This is a genomic window from Azonexus caeni (assembly GCF_048146105.1).
Taxonomy (GTDB): domain Bacteria; phylum Pseudomonadota; class Gammaproteobacteria; order Burkholderiales; family Rhodocyclaceae; genus Azonexus; species Azonexus aromaticus_B.
The window spans coordinates 167,566-186,279 of sequence record NZ_JBKJAD010000004.1; the positions used below are offsets into that span (position 1 = coordinate 167,566).

General features: G+C 63.7%; 20 protein-coding genes and 1 riboswitch. Of the genes, 8 read left to right on the top strand and 12 right to left on the bottom strand.

Translation table 11 applies throughout. From position 1 onward, the window contains the following. Window positions 1–89 precede the first annotated feature (89 nt). Complete coding sequence (locus ACLIIZ_RS07160; RefSeq protein WP_416691436.1) at window positions 90–2,435, top strand: penicillin-binding protein 1A; 2,346 nt, start codon at window positions 90–92, stop codon at window positions 2,433–2,435. Here ACLIIZ_RS07160 and cyaY read toward each other — a convergent pair whose 3' ends face one another. Beyond that, window positions 2,436–2,747 carry an iron donor protein CyaY gene (gene cyaY / locus ACLIIZ_RS07165; protein ID WP_416691437.1) on the bottom strand — a complete coding sequence of 104 codons (312 nt, stop codon included), beginning with the start codon at window positions 2,745–2,747 and terminating at the stop codon, window positions 2,436–2,438. It abuts the gene before it with no gap. Window positions 2,748–2,789: 42 nt separating this feature from the next. Between cyaY and lptM the strand changes: the two genes are divergently transcribed. The 3 genes from lptM to ACLIIZ_RS07180 are packed head-to-tail and all read left to right on the top strand — an operon-like array spanning window position 2,790 to window position 4,542. Beyond that, window positions 2,790–2,918: an LPS translocon maturation chaperone LptM gene (gene lptM, locus ACLIIZ_RS07170; protein ID WP_416691438.1), complete on the top strand. Its 129-nt coding sequence runs from the start codon at window positions 2,790–2,792 to the stop codon at window positions 2,916–2,918. Beyond that, window positions 2,915–4,177 (top strand): diaminopimelate decarboxylase, encoded by a 1,263-nt coding sequence (gene lysA / locus ACLIIZ_RS07175; protein WP_416691439.1) that lies wholly within the window; start codon window positions 2,915–2,917, stop codon window positions 4,175–4,177. Before lptM ends, lysA begins: the two co-directional genes overlap by 4 nt. 2 nt (window positions 4,178–4,179) lie before the next feature. After that, window positions 4,180–4,542 carry an RNA-binding S4 domain-containing protein gene (locus tag ACLIIZ_RS07180; protein ID WP_416691493.1) on the top strand — a complete coding sequence of 121 codons (363 nt, stop codon included), beginning with the start codon at window positions 4,180–4,182 and terminating at the stop codon, window positions 4,540–4,542. On the opposite strand, the gene ACLIIZ_RS07185 is transcribed toward ACLIIZ_RS07180, so the two are convergent. The 11 genes from ACLIIZ_RS07185 to ACLIIZ_RS07235 all read right to left on the bottom strand — a co-directional run bounded on the left by ACLIIZ_RS07185 (window position 4,539) and on the right by ACLIIZ_RS07235 (window position 14,181). Beyond that, a complete protein-coding gene (locus ACLIIZ_RS07185) occupies window positions 4,539–5,411 on the bottom strand; it encodes an AEC family transporter (protein WP_416691494.1) in 873 nt (290 codons plus the stop codon). The genes ACLIIZ_RS07180 and ACLIIZ_RS07185 overlap by 4 nt on opposite strands. An 88-nt stretch (window positions 5,412–5,499) precedes the next feature. Next, complete coding sequence (hslU, locus tag ACLIIZ_RS07190; RefSeq protein WP_465221440.1) at window positions 5,500–6,843, bottom strand: ATP-dependent protease ATPase subunit HslU; 1,344 nt, start codon at window positions 6,841–6,843, stop codon at window positions 5,500–5,502. Continuing rightward, window positions 6,840–7,376 carry an ATP-dependent protease subunit HslV gene (hslV, locus tag ACLIIZ_RS07195; protein ID WP_416691440.1) on the bottom strand — a complete coding sequence of 179 codons (537 nt, stop codon included), beginning with the start codon at window positions 7,374–7,376 and terminating at the stop codon, window positions 6,840–6,842. Before hslV ends, hslU begins: the two co-directional genes overlap by 4 nt. A gap of 13 nt (window positions 7,377–7,389) precedes the next feature. After that, entirely contained in the window at window positions 7,390–8,682 is a 1,293-nt protein-coding gene (locus ACLIIZ_RS07200; protein ID WP_416691441.1) for an STAS domain-containing protein, read from the bottom strand. An 84-nt stretch (window positions 8,683–8,766) separates the two neighbouring features. Next, the gene (locus ACLIIZ_RS07205; RefSeq protein ID WP_416691442.1) at window positions 8,767–9,960 is read right to left on the bottom strand and encodes a class I SAM-dependent rRNA methyltransferase; all 1,194 of its coding nucleotides are present in this window, start codon (window positions 9,958–9,960) and stop codon (window positions 8,767–8,769) included. 74 nt (window positions 9,961–10,034) lie between these two features. After that, the gene (locus ACLIIZ_RS07210) at window positions 10,035–10,187 is read right to left on the bottom strand and encodes a hypothetical protein (protein WP_374325977.1); all 153 of its coding nucleotides are present in this window, start codon (window positions 10,185–10,187) and stop codon (window positions 10,035–10,037) included. Window positions 10,188–10,294: 107 nt separating this feature from the next. Further along, entirely contained in the window at window positions 10,295–11,188 is an 894-nt protein-coding gene (gene xerC, locus ACLIIZ_RS07215) for a tyrosine recombinase XerC (protein WP_416691443.1), read from the bottom strand. Beyond that, window positions 11,185–11,856, bottom strand: a complete 672-nt coding sequence (locus ACLIIZ_RS07220; protein ID WP_374325973.1) for a DUF484 family protein — start codon at window positions 11,854–11,856, stop codon at window positions 11,185–11,187. Before ACLIIZ_RS07220 ends, xerC begins: the two co-directional genes overlap by 4 nt. Then, the gene (gene dapF / locus ACLIIZ_RS07225; protein ID WP_416691444.1) at window positions 11,853–12,683 is read right to left on the bottom strand and encodes a diaminopimelate epimerase; all 831 of its coding nucleotides are present in this window, start codon (window positions 12,681–12,683) and stop codon (window positions 11,853–11,855) included. Before dapF ends, ACLIIZ_RS07220 begins: the two co-directional genes overlap by 4 nt. A gap of 60 nt (window positions 12,684–12,743) precedes the next feature. Further along, window positions 12,744–13,247 carry a GNAT family N-acetyltransferase gene (locus tag ACLIIZ_RS07230; RefSeq protein ID WP_416691445.1) on the bottom strand — a complete coding sequence of 168 codons (504 nt, stop codon included), beginning with the start codon at window positions 13,245–13,247 and terminating at the stop codon, window positions 12,744–12,746. 94 nt (window positions 13,248–13,341) lie between these two features. Then, window positions 13,342–14,181, bottom strand: coding sequence for a lysophospholipid acyltransferase family protein (locus ACLIIZ_RS07235; protein WP_416691446.1), 840 nt, complete (start codon window positions 14,179–14,181; stop codon window positions 13,342–13,344). 159 nt (window positions 14,182–14,340) lie between these two features. Between ACLIIZ_RS07235 and metK the strand changes: the two genes are divergently transcribed. The 4 genes from metK (at window position 14,341) to ACLIIZ_RS07255 (ending at window position 18,714) form a co-directional block, all read left to right on the top strand. Further along, entirely contained in the window at window positions 14,341–15,504 is a 1,164-nt protein-coding gene (gene metK, locus ACLIIZ_RS07240) for a methionine adenosyltransferase (protein ID WP_416691447.1), read from the top strand. 63 nt (window positions 15,505–15,567) lie between these two features. Beyond that, window positions 15,568–16,776, top strand: a complete 1,209-nt coding sequence (locus tag ACLIIZ_RS07245) for an HD-GYP domain-containing protein (RefSeq protein WP_416691448.1) — start codon at window positions 15,568–15,570, stop codon at window positions 16,774–16,776. A 21-nt stretch (window positions 16,777–16,797) separates the two neighbouring features. Further along, window positions 16,798–16,859: riboswitch (S-adenosyl-L-homocysteine riboswitch) on the top strand. A gap of 75 nt (window positions 16,860–16,934) precedes the next feature. After that, entirely contained in the window at window positions 16,935–18,350 is a 1,416-nt protein-coding gene (ahcY, locus tag ACLIIZ_RS07250) for an adenosylhomocysteinase (RefSeq protein ID WP_416691449.1), read from the top strand. A gap of 10 nt (window positions 18,351–18,360) precedes the next feature. Then, entirely contained in the window at window positions 18,361–18,714 is a 354-nt protein-coding gene (locus ACLIIZ_RS07255) for a phage holin family protein (protein WP_416691450.1), read from the top strand.

The following is an 18,714-nucleotide window of genomic DNA, read 5'->3' on the forward strand; positions in this document are numbered from 1 at the left end:
ACAAGCCATAGCAGTGTAAAGCTCTTTTATACCCCGAAAATGACCTCAGCGTATAATGCCCCCACACTTGCCACACCCGACGATAATCCATGCCCCGTGCGCTTCGCCTAATCGCTTACCCAATCATCGCCATCCTTGGCATCGCTCTTGTTGGCTTGGCGATCGCCATGATCGTGATTGCCCTAGCCTACCCGAACCTGCCCTCGCTCGAAGTACTGACCGATTACCGCCCCAAGATCCCCCTCCGGATCTACACCGCCGACGGCCACCTAATTGGCGAGTTCGGCGAGGAAAGGCGCGCTGTCGTTTCGATTGCAAAAGTCCCCGACATCATGAAGCAGGCGATTCTCTCTGCAGAGGACGATCGTTTCTATCAGCACATGGGGATCGATTATACCGGAATCATACGCGCCGCCACCTCCAACCTTCTTAGCGGCGGAAAAAAACAAGGGGCATCGACAATCACGCAACAGGTAGCACGCAACTTCTTCCTGACTTCGGAAAAAACCTATACACGCAAGCTCTATGAAGCCTTGTTATCGCTGAAAATTGAAAGCAACCTGAGCAAGGATCAAATCCTAGAGCTTTATATCAACCAAATATTCCTTGGGCAGCGAGCCTATGGCTTCGGCGCGGCAGCCCAGATCTATTTTGGCAAGCCACTGGAAGGTGTTTCGATTGCCGAAGCCGCAATGCTGGCAGGGCTACCTAAAGCCCCCTCGGCCTACAACCCGATCGCCAATCCCCGACGCGCCAGAATCCGCCAACAATATGTATTGCGCCGCATGCTCGAACTCGGCTTTATCTCCGAAGCACAACACGAGCAAGCACTCAAGGAACCGCTAGTCATCAAACGCGAGCTTTCCGAGTATGCGGTGAATGCCGAATTCGTCGCCGAAATGGCGCGGCAGATTGCCGCCGACAGCTTCCCGGAAGACGTCTATACGCGAGGCATGAAGGTCTACACCACCTTGATCCGAGCGGACCAGGAGGCTGCCTATCGCTCGCTGCGCAAGGGGGTTATGGACTACGACCGGCGCAATGGCTATCGCGGCGCGGAATCCTACATCGACATGAGCAGCCTGAGCTCCGATCAGGACGAGACAATCGACATCCTGCTTCAGGACATCCACGACGCTGGCGACCTGCGCCCGGCCCTGGTCTTGCAGACAGCGCAGAACAGCGTTCAAGCCTATGTCAAAGGTGGCGAATTACTGACGCTCACGGGAGACGGCATCCGCTTCGCGCAACGCATGCTCGACGACAAGGCGCCACCCAACAAGCGGATTCGCCGTGGAGCCATCATCCGGGTAATCAAGGACGATGCCGGCAAGTGGTCGATTTCCCAGCTACCTGAGGTGGAGTCGGCCTTCGTGGCAATTAATCCCGAAGACGGTGCCATTCGGGCTCTGGTTGGCGGTTTCGACTTCAACCGCAACAAGTTCAACCACGCCACCCAGGCTTGGCGACAGCCGGGCTCCAGCTTCAAGCCCTTCATTTATTCGGCCGCATTGGAAAAGGGCTTTCACCCGGGCAGCGTCGTTGAAGACGCGCCGATCATCATCTCCGCCGGGGAAACCGGCTCCCAGGCCTGGCAGCCGAAAAATTACGACGGCAAGTACGACGGTCCGATGCCGCTGCGAACGGCACTCGCCAAATCGAAGAACATGGTCTCCATCCGCTTGCTGCAGGCGATCGGCACGCAATACGCACAGGACTACATCGGCCGCTTCGGTTTCGATACGGCGAAGCACCCGCCCTACCTGACGATGGCACTTGGCGCGGGCTCGGTGACTCCGTGGCAGATGACTACCGCTTACGCTGTATTTGCCAACAGCGGCTTCCGCGTCACCCCCTACGTCGTCAGTGAAATCCGCGACGAAAAGAACCGGGTTCTCGCCGTTGCCAGAGGGGCCAGGGCCGGCGACGAATCGATCCGGGCGATCGACGCCCGCAACGCTTTTCTCAGCGACTCGATGCTACGCGACGTCACCATCTACGGCACCGCCGCCCGTGCCTCCAGCCAATTGAAGCGCCACGATCTGGCCGGCAAGACCGGAACGACCAACGAGTATGTCGACGCCTGGTTCTGCGGCTACCAGAAGACAGTCGCCGGTTGTGCCTGGGTCGGTTTCGACCAGCCACGCAAGCTGGGCAGCCGGGAAACCGGCGGCGTTGCAGCGCTGCCAATCTGGATCGGCTACATGGCGACCGCCCTGAAAAACGTTCCCGAGGAATTGCCATCGCCGCCGCCGGGATTGAGCGCCATCCCCGACGCGGACGGCAAGAGCCGAGAACTGGTCTATACGGAAAATCTGCCGAAAACCGCGGCGGAACCATCGACGCCCGACGACCAGGCACCAGCCCCGCCGCGCCCCGATGCCGCCCCCTCAGCGCTGCCGCAAGGCGTCCGCCAACTGATGGGCAACCACTGATCAGGAAAACGTGAGCAAGACGCCAGCCTGCAGGCTGGCTAGCGCCGCCAGCTTGTCCATCAGCCTGGTTCCATCGCGGGTATCGAGCCACTGCCCGCCATCCCAGCGAAAATGGAAGCCGCCGCTGCGGGCGGCGACCCAGATTTCCCGGGCGACACCATGGCGATTGACGATGATCTTGCTGCCATCGTCAAACTCGATTTCAAGCACACCGCCAGCCACCATTTCAAAATCGATGTCGGCGCCTTCGAGCGCCGCCTCGATCTGCTGCAAAGCCTGATCGGCCAAGGCGTTGAATTCCTTGTCATCCATCGTGTGCTAACATCCCAATCTTCGCCGACCGCGACCGAAACCATGCCCCGAATCGCCGCCGTACTGATCATCCTGAGCCTTGCCGCCTGCGGCATGAAGGGCCCGCTCGAATTGCCACCCAAGGGCGGCGCGGGCGATGGTAGCACGGCACAACGCAGCACCGCCCGATGACCCAATTCACCCTCAAGAACGGCGTCCTGCACGCCGAAGCCGTCGCCCTGCCGGCCATCGCCGAACAATTCGGCACGCCCGCCTACGTCTATTCGCGCGCTGCGCTGACGGAGTCGCTCAAGGAATTCCACGACGTCCTCGGCGCCCATCCGGCCGGCGCCGGCGCGCTCGTCTGCTACGCTGTCAAGGCCAACTCCAACCTCGCCATCCTGAACCTGTTCGCCCGCCTCGGTGCCGGTTTCGACATCGTTTCCGGCGGCGAGTTGCAGCGCGTGCTGGCGGCCGGTGCCGATCCGCAGAAGGTCGTCTTCTCCGGCGTCGGCAAGACGGCGGCGGAAATGAAGCTGGCGCTTGAAGCCGGCATCTTCTGCTTCAACATCGAATCGATCCCGGAAATCGAGCGCCTCAACGAGGTTGCCGGCCAGCTCGGCAAGACAGCGCCGGTCAGCCTGCGCGTCAATCCGAACGTCGATCCGAAGACCCATCCGTACATCTCGACCGGCCTCAAGGAAGCCAAGTTCGGTGTCGCCTACGACGACGCGCTGGCGCTCTACCGCCGCGCCGCCGCGCTGCCGAACATCGCCGTCGCCGGCATCGACTGCCACATCGGGTCGCAACTGCTCGATCCGTCGCCGTTTGCCGAAGCCCTCGACCGCATCCTGGCGCTGATCGACCAGCTTGCCGCCGAAGGCATCGCCGTGCATCACATCGACCTCGGCGGCGGCCTCGGTATCCAGTACCGCGCCGATGAAGTGCAGCCGACTGTCGCTTCCTACCTGAACCCGCTGCTCGACAAGCTGCAGGGCCGCGGCCTCAAGGTCGTCCTCGAGCCGGGCCGCCGCCTGGTCGGCAACGCCGGCCTGCTGCTCACCCGCGTCGAATTCCTCAAGGAAGGCGAGGCCAAGAACTTCGCCATCATCGACGCGGCGATGAACGACCTGATGCGCCCGGCGCTCTACGAGGCCTGGCACGACATCGAGCCGGTCGTGCCGCGCGCCGGCGCCACGCGCGACTACGACGTCGTCGGCCCGGTCTGCGAAACCGGCGATTTCCTCGGCCAGGCCCGCCCACTCAACGTCCAGGCCGGCGACCTGCTGGCAGTGATGTCGGCCGGCGCTTACGGCATGGCCATGGCCTCGAACTACAACACACGGCCGCGTGCCGTCGAAGTGATGGTCGATGGCGAGCAGGTGTACGTCATCCGCCAGCGCGAGACCGTCGAACAGCTCTACGCCGGCGAATCCCTCCTGCCGCAGTGAGCATCCGCATCGACAAGTGGCTGTGGGCCGCGCGTTTCTTCAAGACGCGCAGCCTGGCCACCGATGCGGTCGGCGGCGGCAAGGTCAAGCTGAACGGCGCGCCGACCAAACCGGCGCGCGAGGTCAAAGTTGGTGACCGACTCGACGTCAGCAACAGCGAAACCCGCTGGCAAGTCGTCATTCTCGGCCTCTCGGAAAAGCGCGGCCCGGCGCCGGAAGCCCGCCAGCTCTATGAAGAAACGCAGGAGAGCATCGCCGCCCGCGAAGCCGAGCAGATGCGGCGCAAATTCACCCAGGAACCCGCTGCCGACATCCACGGCCGGCCGACCAAACGCAACCGGCGACAGATGGACCGTCTGGGCTAAAGCACCAGCGCCAGGGCCAGCGGCAGGAAGAACAGTGCCGCCAGGTTGCCGACCAGAACAATCGACGCCACCCGTTGCGGCTCCTGTTTATAGCGCTCGGCAAAGAGGAAATTGAGCACCGCCGGCGGCAGTGCACCGAACACCAGCAACATCGCCGCGTCGCGCCCTTCCAGCCCGAGTAGCTGGATGACGCCCCAAGCGATGGCCATACCGGCCAGCGGGCGCAGCAAGGCGCTGCCGACCGACAGCTTCCACTCGCCGAAGGAAACATCGGTCATGCGCACGCCGAGCGAGAACAGCAACAGCGGCACCGAAACGTCGCCGAGCATCTTGATGGCGATGACCAGCGGCGTCCATACCGGAATCTTCAGCACCGCCACGGCCAGACCGGCAATGGCCGCAAACACCACCGGGATGCGCCAGAGCATCAGGATGCGCGTCTTCGGGTCGAGCAATTTGGCGCCGAAGGAGAAATGCAGCGTGTTCTCGACCATGAACAAGATCACCGCCGCCGGCAACGCGTTCTCGCCCCAGGCGAGCACGGCCAGTGGCAGGCCGATGTTGCCAGAGTTGTTGAACATCATCGGCGGCGCCAGCGTCTTCGGCTGCACGCCGCACAGCCGGGCGATCGGCCAGGCGAGCAGGCCGCATACGGCAAGCACGATGAAACCGCCGAGCGCCAGCGGCGCGTAGGCGGTGAGATCGAAGGACTTGCCGGCCATCGCCGCAAAGACCAGCGCCGGCACGAAAACATCCATGTTCAGCCGGTTGGCCACCGCCATTTCCGGCTTGTGCTTGCGGCCGTAGAAAAACCCGGCGGCGACGATACCGAAGATCGGGAAGAGGATGGCCAGCAGGCGGAAGGTCAGGCTGCTTTCGTCCACGGTTCGGCCTCAGCAAGGGATGGAAAAGCGGATTGTGCGGGCAGCATCGCCGCCCGCCAATCGGGGATAGTCCTTAGAGGACGTAGCGCGACAGGTCCTCGTCGGCCGCCACTTCGCCGAGCTTGTCATTGACGTAGGCAGCATCGACCGCGATGTTTTCCAGCCCGACCTTGCCGGCCTCGAAGGACACTTCTTCCAGCAGCTTTTCCATCACCGTATGCAGGCGGCGGGCGCCGATATTCTCGGTCTTCTCATTGACCTGGTAGGCAATCTCGGCCATCCGCCGGATACCGTCGGCGGCGAAGTCAACGGTCACCCCCTCGGTCGCCAGCAACGCCTGGTATTGCTTGGTCAGACAGGCGTCAGTCTGGGTCAGGATGCATTCGAAATCGGCCACCGACAGCGAATCGAGCTCGACGCGGATCGGGAAACGGCCCTGCAGTTCGGGAATCAGGTCGGACGGCTTGGACAGGTGGAAGGCGCCGGAAGCAATGAACAGGATGTGATCGGTCTTGATCATCCCGTACTTGGTGGAAACGGTCGTCCCTTCGACCAGCGGCAGCAAGTCGCGCTGCACGCCCTGGCGCGAGACGTCGGCGCCCTGCGCGTCGGAGCGGCTGGCCACCTTGTCGATTTCGTCGAGAAAGACGATACCGTTCTGCTCGACCGCCTTCACCGCTTCCAGCTTGATTTCCTCGTCGTTGACCAGCTTCACGGCTTCTTCGTCGATCAACAGCTTGCTGGCTTCCCGGATCTTCAACTTGCGCGATTTTTTCTTGCCGCCGCCCACATTCTGGAACATCCCCTGAATCTGCTGGGTCAGTTCCTCCATGCCAGGCGGGGCGAAGATTTCGGCCTGCATCGACGGCGCGGCAAGCTCGATATCGATTTCCTTGTCGTCGAGTTCGCCTTCGCGCAATTTCTTGCGGAATTTCTGGCGGGTAGTGTTATCGCTGCTGCTCGCCGACTCCTCGGCGTAGAAACCTGGGCTGCGTGGCGGCGGCAGTAGCGCGTCGAGGATGCGTTCCTCGGCGGCGTCCTCGGCGCGCGCGCGGTTGGCCTTCATGGCCCGCTCACGGTGCCCCTTGATCGCCATCTCGACGAGATCTCGGATGATCGTCTCGACGTCGCGGCCGACGTAGCCGACCTCGGTGAACTTGGTTGCCTCGACCTTGATGAAGGGCGCATCGGCCAACCGCGCCAGGCGGCGGGCAATCTCGGTCTTGCCGACGCCGGTCGGACCGATCATCAGGATGTTCTTCGGCGTGATTTCCTGGCGCAACGGTTCGGCCACCTGGGCGCGCCGCCAACGGTTGCGCAGGGCGATCGCCACTGCCTTCTTGGCCGCATGCTGGCCGACGATGTGCTTGTCGAGTTCGGAGACAATCTCCTTCGGGGTCATCGTGGCGCCACTCATTCCAGCGTCTCCAGCGTGAAGTTGCGATTGGTGTAGATGCACAGGTCGCCGGCGATTTCCAGCGACTTGGTGACGATCGCCAGCGGACTCAATTCGGTGTTCTCGACCAGCGCGCGCGCCGCGCTCTGCGCGTAGGCGCCGCCGGAACCGATGGCGACGATGCCGTATTCCGGTTCGAGCACGTCGCCGTTGCCGGTGATGACCAGCGAGGATTCGCGGTCAGCCACCGAGAGCATGGCCTCCAGCCGGCGCAGGGCACGGTCGGTGCGCCAGTCCTTGGCCAGCTCGACGGCGGAACGGACCAGATTGCCCTGATGTTTTTCCAGCTTGGCCTCGAAGCGCTCGAACAGCGTGAAGGCATCGGCAGTGCCGCCGGCAAAGCCGGCGAGGATCTTGCCCTGATAGAGACGACGGACCTTTTTCGCCGTGCCCTTGATGACGATGTTGCCCAGCGTCACCTGGCCGTCGCCACCCATCGTGACGACATTGCCCCGGCGCACCGACAGTATCGTCGTGCCGTGATATTGTTCCATGGGATAACCTTTTTTAGGACTTGGGAACGATGATGCGCGCCTGCTTGTTGAGGCCGACCACGGCCATCAACTCGGCAACGAGATGGTTCGGACTGCGGATCACGATATCCTGGCCGGCGGCCTTGAATGGCGCCAGCCGATTGACCAGTTGCCCGGCCGAATAGAAATCGACGCGACGGACCGCGGAGAAATCGATGATCGCCGGAGCGCCCGCTTCGAGCAAGGGCAACAGTTCCTCGAAACGCAACCCCTTGAGATCGCCGGCCAGGTAATACACCTCATCCTTCGGCGCGGCGGCAAGCGCCGTCTGCTTGGCCACGACATCCTTCGGCAGCGTTTCCCACGACGGTGGAGAAAGCTCGAAGGTAATCGCGTAATCGACCGCCTTTTCCTCGAAATGGACTTGCGTACCAAGCCGCTGCAACAACTCCAGCAGCAGGCGCCACGCCGATTCGTGCACGGCCTCGCCGGTTTTCAGGCGCTCTTCGAGGCGGCGCGCGAAGATGTCGGCACCCTGCAAGCTCACCACCTTGCCGGCACGCCGGGCGGCAATCAGCGCATCGGCCAGACGGCCGGCAGCAATGTCGTCACAACCGACCAGGCGGCTGCAATCGACCAGTAGGTCGCCAACCTGCTGCAAGGATTCGTCAAGTTGCCGCAACGCATCACTGTCGTCGCCGGCCAGCACGCCCTGCAGCGTGAAACCCTTCGCAGTCGACGCCGTCCCGGCGCTGATTCCGGAAGCGTCCCGCCAAGCCGGCGGCGACATTTCGCAGCTGCGCGCGAACTCCATGCCGTAACGGTCGAAAGCGCTGCGATCCCCCTGAATCTGCAAGAGATCGAACAACATCCGCCACAGGCGGATGCCTTCGCTGCCCGAATAGGTCTGCAAAACGCTCAACAGCAGCGCGCGCGCAGCATCGTCCTGGCCGTTGGCAAAAAGAACCGCCACCTGCTCGACGTCGGCCTGCAGGGGATCGATATCGTGCACCACGTCGATCGCCATCACCGACGAGGCGGTGAATTCGCCGTCGAAATCATCTTCCGCCGACATCGCCAACGGCACCCGGCCCGGCGGCGGTGCTGACGCCACTGGCGGCCTTGCCGCCGGTGCAGGAGGAGCAGCCTTTGCTGGGGGGCAGGCCTCTACGGAGAACTCGAGATCCGGCAACGGCTTTTCAAGCTTCTGTGGCTCGCCGGCCTGCGGCGGCGGCACCTTCATTTCCGGCAGCGGAGCGCGCGGCCTGGCCACCGTGGCCTTGGGCACCACTTTTTCGGGCTGTTTCTTGAAAAAAGAGAAAACCATGAGCACTCCGCACGCTGAGCAGCTTTTTTAGCATGCCCGGACCGCTCATGGCAATGTTTTAAGGAAAGTCCGCAAGTTCCCCGCTCAATCGACCTGTACCAGCAGGCCTTTCAAGTACTCACCCTCGGGAAAATTCAGCGCCACCGGGTGGTCTGCCGCCCCCGCCAGACGGCGGACGATACGCGCTTCGCGTCCGGCATCGTGGGCGGCGCCGGCGACGATCTTCTGGAACAGTTCGAGGCCGATGCCGCCGGAACAGGAGTAGGTCATCAACATTCCGCCCGGGCGCAGCAGGCGGCAGCCGAGGACGTTGATGTCCTTGTAAGCGCGGGCGGCACGCTCGGCGTGGGCGGCCGACGGCGCGAACTTGGGCGGATCGAGGACGATCAGGTCAAACTTGCGGCCAGCCTGGCGGAAATCGCGCAGCGCCTGGAAGACGTCAGCCTCCAGCCATTCGGCACGTTCCGCCGGCAGTTGCGGATTGAGCGCCAGGTTGGCGCGGGCCTGCGCCAGGGCCGGCCCGGACGAGTCGATCGACAGCACATTGGCGGCACCGCCAGCCAGCGCCTGCAGCGAAAAACCACCGGTATAGCAAAAGCAGTTGAGGATTTCCTTGCCGGCGGCCAGTTCGCCGAGCAAGCGGCGGTTCTCGCGCTGGTCGAGGTAAAAGCCGGTCTTGTGGCCACCGGCAATATCGACCGCCAGCCGCACACCGTTTTCCATGATCGCCAGCGGCACCGTCGGCGCCTCGCCGTGCAGCCAGCCGGTGGTCGGCTCCAGCCCTTCGAGGGCGCGCACTTCGGAATCCGAGCGTTCGTAGACGCGGGCACAGCCGGTCGCCTTGACCAAGCCGGCGACGATCGCCTTGCGCCACTTGTCGGCGCCGGCCGAAGTCAGCTGGACGACGACGGTATCGCCATAACGGTCGGCGATGACGCCGGGCAGACCGTCGGATTCGGCGTGGATCAGGCGCACGCCGTCCTGGCCGCGCAACTCCGGCAACGCGTCGCGGCGGGCGACGGCGGCGGCGATACGGCGCTTGAAGAAGGCATCGTCCACCGATTCGTCGGCATCGAAGGTCCAGAAGCGGGCGCGGATCTGCGATTGCGGGCTGTAGGCGGCGCGCCCGAGCGGACGCAGGTTGTCGGCCAGCACTTCGACGGTGTCGCCGGGCCGGGCGCGCCCTTCGAGGCGGCCGACCGAGCCGGCGAACAGCCAGGGGTGGCGCTGCTTCATCGCCGAGCGTTCCTTGCCGGGCATCAGGATCAATTGGGCCATGTCGTTCTCGAACGATGAATGCAAGAAGCCCCGGTTACCTTGCGATAACCGGGGCCGGGAATGCGTGTTGTGGCTTAGTTGCCCAGCGGCTTGCGGTTGCGCTGATGGCACTCGACGGCGTACATGGTCTTGAACGTCGTCTTGCCGTCGCCCTTGAACAGGCGCTTGACGGTTTTCGAAACGCAGCGGCGTTCCAGGATGTTGCGGCGGTTGCGGTTGATGGCCATGACTGACTCCGGATTACGGCGAAATTTTGAAAGACGGGCATTATGCCGGGTTGACCGGACGGCGGTCAATTACCACTTGATTTGTTTGCCGTTTTCGGCGCCGGCCTTCAGCGCTTGGCCCGCGGATGCGCCTTGTCGTAGACGCTGGCCAGATGCTGAAAGTCGAGGTGGGTATAAACCTGGGTCGAAGCAATGCTGGCGTGACCGAGCATTTCCTGCACCGCGCGCAGGTCGCCGGACGACTGCAGGACATGCGAAGCGAAGGAATGACGCAGCATGTGCGGATGGACGTGCTGCGGCAGGCCGAGTTGGACGGCCCGCTGCGCCAGCCGCTGTTCGACGCTGCGCGGCCCGATGCGGCGGCCGCGGGTGTTGACGAAGAGCGCAGCTTCATCGGGCAAGGCCAGCGCGCTGCGGACCGCCGCCCAGGCGGCGATCGCCTGCCGGGCCGGGGTGCCGACCGGCACCAGGCGCGGTTTGTTGCGCTTGCCGAGAACCCGGACCTCGCCTTCATGCACTATGCCTTCAATCGCCGAACAATCGAGGCCGACCAGTTCGGCGAGGCGCAGGCCGGACGAGTAAAGCAGCTCGAACATCGCCGCGTCGCGGCGCTCGAAGGGGTCGTCGGCGTCGACCAGCGGCTGCATCAGTTGTGCCGCTTCGTCGACCGACAACGCCTTCGGCAACAGGCGCGGCGACTTCGGCGCCCGGATGCCTTCGCAGGGATTGGCCCGGATCAAGCCACGCGCCCCAAGCCAGGCAAAGAAGCCGCGCCAGGCCGAGAGCAGGCGGGCCAGCGAGCGGCCGGAGAGGCCGCCGCCATGCAGTCCGGCGACGAAACGCCGGATGTGATGGACCAGCAACTGGTCGAGCGGCAATTCGCCGGCTGCGGCCAGCAATTTCTCCAGATCGCGCCGGTAGTTGCTCAGCGTGTGCGGCGACAGCCGGCGCTGCCCGGCGAGTTCGCCGAGGTAGGCGTCGACCGCGGCCGCCGGCGTCACAGCGTGCTCTTGGTGACCCTCGCCAGCGCCGCCGAGACCATCTCGCCGATGCGCTCGAGGTAGAGCGTCCCCATGTCGGCATAGAAGCGCTGGGTTTCTTCGCTGCCCAGAGCGACCATGCCGATCGTGCCGCCGCCGTTGCGCAGGGCGATCAACGCCTGCGAACGGATGTGCGGCGCCGCTTCGCCGAACCAGGAGGCGGTACCGAAGCCGGCGGTCGAACCGCAGTAGGGGCGCGCCAGCGTCTCGGCAAACACCTGCAGCTCCTCGCTGACCGCGGCGAATTCCGGCAGGTCTTCGATGCCGGCGGGCTTGTCCCACAGGCGCAGGGCGACGTGCGGCACGGAAAAATCGTCGCGCAGGTGGAAGTTCAGCAGGTGAATCACCGCCTGGAAGGTTTCGGCGGCGATCAGCCCGACCGCCAGCCGATGCACCTTTTCGGAAATCTGGTCGTTCTCCTCGCCGAAGGCGATCAGTTCGGCCAGCTTCGACTCGCTGGCGCGGTTCTTCTCGCGCAGCGTCAGCATCTGCCTTTCGGCCAGCGAAACGGCACGCCCGCCATGCGGATGGGGCACGAAGATCTGCGCCATCAGATCGGCGTACTGCTCGAAGAAACCGGGATTGCGCTTCAGGTACTCGGCGACGTCTTCGGGAAACAGGGCGCTCATAAATCGATTTCTCCGGAAAATACGGTCTGGGCGGGACCGGTCATCAGCACCGGACGGCCGTCACCGCCCCAGGCGATGGTCAGGTCGCCACCACGCGTGCTGACGCGCACCGGCGATTCGAGCAGGCCGCGCCGGATGCCGGCGACTGCGGCGGCGCAGGCGCCGGTACCGCAGGCCAGGGTTTCGCCGGCGCCGCGCTCGTAGACCCGCAGCCTGATCGCGTGCTTGTCGACGACCTGCATGAACCCGGCGTTGACCCGTTGCGGAAAACGCGCGTGCGATTCGATCAATGGCCCATGCTCGCCAACCGGCGCGCTATCCACGCTGTCAACGACCTGCACGGCATGCGGGTTGCCCATCGAGACGACGCTGACTTCCAGCGTCTCGTCGGCGACGTCGAGGTTGTAGACGACCACGTCGTCGTCGTGCAGGAAAGGAATTTCGTGCGGCAGGAAACGCGGCACACCCATGTCGACGGTGACGTTGCCGTCGCCCTCGAGACGCGGTGCAATCACGCCCTTCATCGTTTCGACGAGGATTTCTCGCTTGTCGGTCAGCCCCTGCTCGTGCACGAAACGCACGAAGCAGCGGGCGCCGTTGCCGCATTGCTCGACCTCGCCGCCATCGGCGTTGAAGATGCGATAACGGAAATCGACGCCGTCCTGCGTCGGCTTTTCGACGACCAGAATCTGATCGCAACCGACGCCGAAATGGCGGTCGCCAAGATAGCGCAACTGCTCAGGGGTCAGGGAAAACTGCTGGCGCACGCCGTCGAGAACGACGAAGTCGTTGCCCAGGCCATGCATCTTGGTGAATTTGAGCTTCACGAACCGCTCCACTATTGATCAAGAAAAAGAATAACAGAGACAGTTAGTTATCTCAAATTCCTAAAGTTTTTTCTCCATCACGAAATCGTCCATCACGTAACCGCGACCGATATCGTCGACCATCGTCTCGCGCACACTGAAGCCATACTTCATGTACGAGTTGATCGCCTTCACGTTGCGTTTGTTGACCTGCAGGATCACGCAGGGGTAACCCTGCTTGCGCGCCCGCTCGGCGACGTGGGCGATCAGTTGCCCACCGACGCCGCGCCGTTGCACATCGGGGTGGATGTACAACTTGTCGAGCTTGAACTCGCCCTTGTACAGCTCGCTGAATGCGAAACCGACACGCCGTCCGTCGTGGATCGCCTGATCGAGCCATTTGTGGGCGTCTTCCAGGTCGTCGTAAAGGCGCTCGTGACCGTAACGCTGCTCGAGCATGAAGTCGATCTGCTCCTGGGTGATGATCCCGGGATAGCTCGCCTGCCAGATTTCCCGCGCCAGCGAGGCAATCGCCGGCACTTCCGGCGGCGTGATGGGGCGAATCTCGATGTTCAGGCTGCTCATGGGTAAATCCTGTTCTCGGTTGGCCATGGTCTTTAGGTTGCCGCCGGCGCGGCCCTGGCCGACAACAACGGGATGATACCTGCCCCGCCAGTTTCTAGGCCGGCGGCGGCTCGGCGCCACGCGGCGTCTTGTAGCGGTTGTAGCCCCACAGGTACTGGGTCGGACATTGTCGGATCAGGGTTTCGATCTCGTGGTTGATCTGTTGCGCCCGCGCCACAGTATCACCGACGAGCGGCGCCGCCAGTGCCTGGAAGTGCACGCGGTAGCCGCGCCCGCCAGGCAGGCGCTCGCCCCAGGTCATCAGCACGGCGGCGCCGGTTTCGGTCAGGCGGGCGGCCAGCGTCATGGTGTAGGCCTTGCGCCCGAAGAAATCCAGCCACACGCCCTCGCCGGTCTTCGGCGCCTGATCGGGCAGCATGCCGACCATCTGTCCCTTCTTCAGCGCCTTGATCAGCGCCCGCACGCCGGACAGATCGGCCGGCGCCAGATGCAGCTGCGCCCGCTTGCGCCCCATCAGGATCAGTTGCTGCGCCGCCGCCGACTTGGGCGGCCGGTAAAGGACGGTGATGTCGCCAAAGGAAGAGAGGTACTGGGCGGTGATTTCGAAGCAGCCGAGATGCGGCGTCAGGAAAACGACACCCTTGCCGGCCTGCTGCGCGGCGTCGAGCAACTCGCGGCCGACCACCTCGACGACCTGGGCGTTGGCCTGTTCGAGCGGCCGCATCCAGATACGGGACAGCTCCAGCATCTGCTTGCCGGTCTCGGCCGCCACCGGCAGGCGTAGCGCCGGATCGATACCGGCCTGCGCCAGATTGTTGCGCAGGTGGCGCCGGTAACTTGGCGAGAACAGGTAAGTCAGCTGCCCGAGCAGGGCGCCGAGCCGGTGAATGACGCTCAAGGGCAAGCGCGAGAGCAGACGGAACAGAAAAACCATGAGGCCCCGGGGGTTGAAAGCGGACGGCAAAGGCTTATCATTATGGGATCGCCGAGTTAAACAGACAACTTGCGGGGCGATTCACAAAATCCGCTAAAGCGTCGCCTGCTCGTGGTCCGAAGCCGGTAACGCCGGAGACAAGGACCAAGGAGCACCCCCATGAGCGAATACCTGTTCACCTCGGAATCGGTTTCCGAAGGCCATCCCGACAAGGTCGCCGACCAGATTTCCGACGCCATCCTCGACGCCATCCTGGCTCAGGACAAGCATTCCCGCGTCGCCGCCGAAACCCTTTGCAACACCGGCCTGGTCGTCCTCGCCGGCGAAATCACGACCAACGCCAACGTCGATTACATCCAGGTGGCGCGCGACACGATCAAGCGCATCGGCTACGACAATACCGAATACGGCATCGACTACAAGGGCTGCGCCGTGCTCGTCGCCTACGACAAGCAGAGCCCCGACATCGCCCAGGGCGTGAACAAGGCCTACGACGACAACCTCGACCAGGGCGCCGGCGACCAGGGACTGATGTTCGGCTACGCCTGCGACGAAACGCCGTCGCTGATGCCGCTGCCGATTTATCTCTCGCACCGGCTGGTCGAGCGCCAGGCCATGCTGCGCAAGGACGGCCGCCTGCCGTGGGCGCGCCCGGACGCCAAGTCGCAGGTCACCATCAAGTACGTCGACGGCAAGCCGCACAGCATCGACACCGTCGTGTTGTCCACCCAGCATTCGCCGGACATCAGCCTGGAGGACCTGCGCGAAGCAACCATCGAGCAGATCATCAAGCCGGTGCTGCCCAAGGAACTGATCAAGGGCAACATCAACTATCTGGTCAACCCGACCGGCCGCTTCGTCGTCGGCGGCCCGCAGGGCGACTGCGGCCTGACCGGGCGCAAGATCATCGTCGACACCTACGGTGGGGCCGCCCCGCACGGCGGCGGTGCCTTCTCCGGCAAGGACCCGTCCAAGGTCGACCGCTCCGCTGCCTATGCCGGCCGTTACGTCGCCAAGAACATCGTCGCTGCCGGCCTGGCCAGCAAGTGCCTGGTGCAGATTTCCTACGCCATCGGCGTTGCCCACCCGACGTCGATCATGGTCGACACCTTCGGCACCGGCAAGGTCAGCAATGAAACGCTGACTGCGCTGGTGCGCAAGCATTTCGACCTGCGCCCCAAGGGCATCGTCAACATGCTTGACCTGCTGCGGCCGATCTACCAGAAGACCGCCGCCTACGGCCATTTCGGCCGCGACGAACCGGAATTCAGCTGGGAAAGCACGGATCGAGCGGCGGTGCTGCGCAACGACGCCGGGCTCTAAGCAGGCAATCCGGCATACGACAACGCGGGCCAACGGCCCGCGTTTTTGTTAGTATTGCCAGATATGCTCAAGAAAATTCCGGTCGACCAGCTCCGTCTCGGCATGCATCTCCAGGCCTTCTGCGGCGCCTGGCTCGATCATCCGTTCTGGCGCACGCGCTTCGTCATCGAAGACCCCAACGACCTCGCGCTGATCCGCGAGAGTTCGATCCGCGAGGTGTGGATCGACATCGGCAAGGGATGCGATATCGAGCCAACGGCTGACGCAAGCATCGCCTACGAAACCGCCGACACCTTGCCGGAAGCGGCGCCAGACGCGTCCCCTCCGGAAAAGGCCACCTTCGCCGACGAGGTCAAGCGGGCCAGCCGCATCGTCGCCCGGGGCCGCGAAGCGGTCGTCTCGATGTTCCAGGAAGCACGCATGGGTAAGGCGGTCGACGCCGATGCGGCGGCGCCGCTGGTCGACGAAATTTCCAACTCGGTACTGCGCAACCCCGGCGCCCTGATCAGCCTCGCCCGTCTCAAAACGGCCGACGATTACACCTACCTGCACAGCGTCGCGGTCTGCGCATTGATGATCGCGCTGGCCCGCCAACTCGGTCTCGACGAACAGCAGGTACGCGAGGCCGGGATGGGCGGCCTGCTGCACGATCTCGGCAAGGCCATGATGCCGCCGGCCATCCTCAACAAGCCGGGCAAACTCAGCGACGCGGAATTCGCGGTGATCCGGACGCACCCGGACGAAGGCCACCGGATGCTGCTCGCAGGCCGCAGCATCAGCGAAGCGGTCCGCGACATCTGCCTGCACCATCACGAGAAGTTCGACGGCAGCGGCTATCCGGCAGGTCTCAAGGGCGAACAGATCAGTCTCCTGGCCCGCATGGGCGCGGTCTGCGACGTTTACGACGCAATCAGCTCGAACCGCCCGTACAAGGCGGGCTGGGATCCGGCCGAGTCGATCCGGCGCATGGCCGAGTGGCAGGGCCATTTCGACCCGGCGGTGTTCCAGGCCTTCGTCAGGAGCCTGGGCATCTACCCGGTCGGCTCGCTGGTCCGACTGGAATCAGGCAAGCTCGGCGTCGTCGTCGAGCAGGGAGAACTATCGCTGCTCAAGCCGCGGGTCAAAGTCTTCTTCTCGACCCGCTCGCAGGCCTACCTCAAGCCGGAGATCATCGACATCGCCAGGAGCCGCGAAAAGATCGCCGGCCGCGAGGATGCGGCAAAATGGGGCATCCGCGACATCGACCGCTGGTGGGCCGGCGACAAGCGCTGAAAACGCGTTTATAATCCGCAACCTACCGAGGAGCGCTGCAGGAGGTCACTCCCAGGCTCGGTTCAAAACGGCGCTCACTGTCCAACCCTGCCGGGCGCAGGGGGCGCAGCTGAGCATGCCGCACCTCCCTCCCCGGTCACAGTTCAAGGAGCTTTACTGTGGCTGAAACCCAAGACTACGTCATTGCCGATCTTTCCCTTGCCGACTGGGGTCGCAAGGAAATCCGCATCGCCGAAACCGAAATGCCGGGCCTGATGGCCATCCGCGAGGAATTCGCGAAAACGCAACCGCTGAAGGGCGCGCGCATCACCGGCTCGCTGCACATGACGATCCAGACCGCCGTGCTGATCGAGACGCTGACCGCGCTCGGCGCCGAAGTCCGCTGGGCCTCGTGCAACATCTTCTCGACGCAGGACCACGCCGCCGCCGCCATCGCCGCCACCGGCGTGCCGGTGTTCGCGGTCAAGGGCGAATCGCTGACCGATTACTGGGATTACACCCACCGCATCTTCGAATGGGCCGACGGCGGCCAGGGTCAAAAAGTCTACTCGAACATGATCCTCGACGATGGCGGCGACGCCACCCTGCTGCTGCACCTCGGCGCCCGCGCCGAGCAGGATCTGTCGGTGCTCGACCATCCGGACAGCGAGGAAGCCGTCGTTCTCTTCGCCAGCATCAAGGCCAAGCTGAAGACCGACCCGACCTGGTATTCCACCCGTCTTGCCCAGGTCAAGGGCGTCACCGAAGAAACCACCACCGGCGTGCATCGCCTGTACCAGATGTTCGAACGCGGCGAACTGAAGTTCCCGGCGATCAACGTCAATGATTCGGTGACCAAGTCCAAGTTCGACAACCTCTACGGCTGCCGCGAATCGCTGGTCGACGGCATCAAGCGCGCCACCGACGTGATGATCGCCGGCAAGATCGGCGTCGTCCTCGGCTACGGCGACGTGGGCAAAGGCTGCGCCCAGTCCCTGCGCGGCCTCGGCGCCACTGTCTGGGTCACCGAAATCGACCCGATCTGCGCCCTGCAGGCAGCGATGGAAGGCTATCGCGTGGTCACCATGGAAGACGCGGCGGCCATGGGCGACATCTTCATCACCACCACCGGCAACGTCGGCGTCATCACCCATGACCACATGAAGGCGATGAAGAACAACGCCATCGTCTGCAACATCGGCCACTTCGACTCGGAAATCGAAGTCGCCAGCCTGCGCCAGTACACCTGGGAGAACATCAAACCGCAGGTCGATCACATCATCTTCCCGGACGGCAAGCGCATCATCCTGCTCGCCGAAGGCCGCCTGGTGAACCTCGGCTGCGCCACCGGCCACCCCAGCTTCGTCATGAGCAACTCGTTCGCCAACCAGACGCTGGCGCAGATCGAACTGTTCACCAAGACCGCCGACTACCCGATCGGCGTCTACGTGCTGCCCAAGCACCTCGACGAAATGGTCGCCCGCCTGCACCTAAAGAAGATCGGCGCCAACCTGACGACGCTGAGCGAGGCCCAGGCCAAGTACATCGGCGTGCCGGTGAACGGCCCGTACAAGCCGAACCACTACCGCTACTAAGCTCATCACCATGTTCAAGCTGATCGCCATCTGGATCGTCAATGCGCTGACCCTGCTGGCGCTGCCTTATCTGCTGCCGTCGATCCAGGTGGCGGGTCTGAGCACCGCCCTGCTGGTCGCCGTTGTGCTTGGCCTGATCAACACGCTGCTGCGGCCGTTGCTGATCCTGCTCACCCTGCCGGTGACGCTGCTGACGCTGGGGCTGTTCATCTTCGTCATCAATGCGCTGCTGTTCCAGCTCGCCGGCAATCTGGTCGACGGTTTCCAGGTCGGCGGTTTCTGGTCGGCCCTGTTCGGTTCGCTCGCCTACAGCCTGATTTCCTGGGCTTTGAGTAGCGTGTTGTTGGGCAAATCCCGGCGATGA

Excerpts from the sequence above, each read along its gene's own strand:
- ACLIIZ_RS07255 (WP_416691450.1), top strand. The coding sequence starts at position 18,361 with ATGTTCAAGCTGATCGCCATCTGGATCGTCAATGCGCTGACCCTGCTG.
- ACLIIZ_RS07210 (WP_374325977.1), bottom strand. The coding sequence starts at position 10,187 with ATGGCCATCAACCGCAACCGCCGCAACATCCTGGAACGCCGCTGCGTT.
- lptM (WP_416691438.1), top strand. The coding sequence starts at position 2,790 with ATGCCCCGAATCGCCGCCGTACTGATCATCCTGAGCCTTGCCGCCTGC.
- hslV (WP_416691440.1), bottom strand. The coding sequence starts at position 7,376 with ATGGAACAATATCACGGCACGACGATACTGTCGGTGCGCCGGGGCAAT.
- hslU (WP_465221440.1), bottom strand. The coding sequence starts at position 6,843 with ATGAGTGGCGCCACGATGACCCCGAAGGAGATTGTCTCCGAACTCGAC.
- lysA (WP_416691439.1), top strand. The coding sequence starts at position 2,915 with ATGACCCAATTCACCCTCAAGAACGGCGTCCTGCACGCCGAAGCCGTC.
- ACLIIZ_RS07200 (WP_416691441.1), bottom strand. The coding sequence starts at position 8,682 with ATGGTTTTCTCTTTTTTCAAGAAACAGCCCGAAAAAGTGGTGCCCAAG.
- ACLIIZ_RS07205 (WP_416691442.1), bottom strand. The coding sequence starts at position 9,960 with ATGGCCCAATTGATCCTGATGCCCGGCAAGGAACGCTCGGCGATGAAG.
- ACLIIZ_RS07230 (WP_416691445.1), bottom strand. The coding sequence starts at position 13,247 with ATGAGCAGCCTGAACATCGAGATTCGCCCCATCACGCCGCCGGAAGTG.
- metK (WP_416691447.1), top strand. The coding sequence starts at position 14,341 with ATGAGCGAATACCTGTTCACCTCGGAATCGGTTTCCGAAGGCCATCCC.
- ACLIIZ_RS07160 (WP_416691436.1), top strand. The coding sequence starts at position 90 with ATGCCCCGTGCGCTTCGCCTAATCGCTTACCCAATCATCGCCATCCTT.
- ACLIIZ_RS07235 (WP_416691446.1), bottom strand. The coding sequence starts at position 14,181 with ATGGTTTTTCTGTTCCGTCTGCTCTCGCGCTTGCCCTTGAGCGTCATT.
- cyaY (WP_416691437.1), bottom strand. The coding sequence starts at position 2,747 with ATGGATGACAAGGAATTCAACGCCTTGGCCGATCAGGCTTTGCAGCAG.
- ACLIIZ_RS07245 (WP_416691448.1), top strand. The coding sequence starts at position 15,568 with ATGCTCAAGAAAATTCCGGTCGACCAGCTCCGTCTCGGCATGCATCTC.
- ACLIIZ_RS07220 (WP_374325973.1), bottom strand. The coding sequence starts at position 11,856 with ATGAGCGCCCTGTTTCCCGAAGACGTCGCCGAGTACCTGAAGCGCAAT.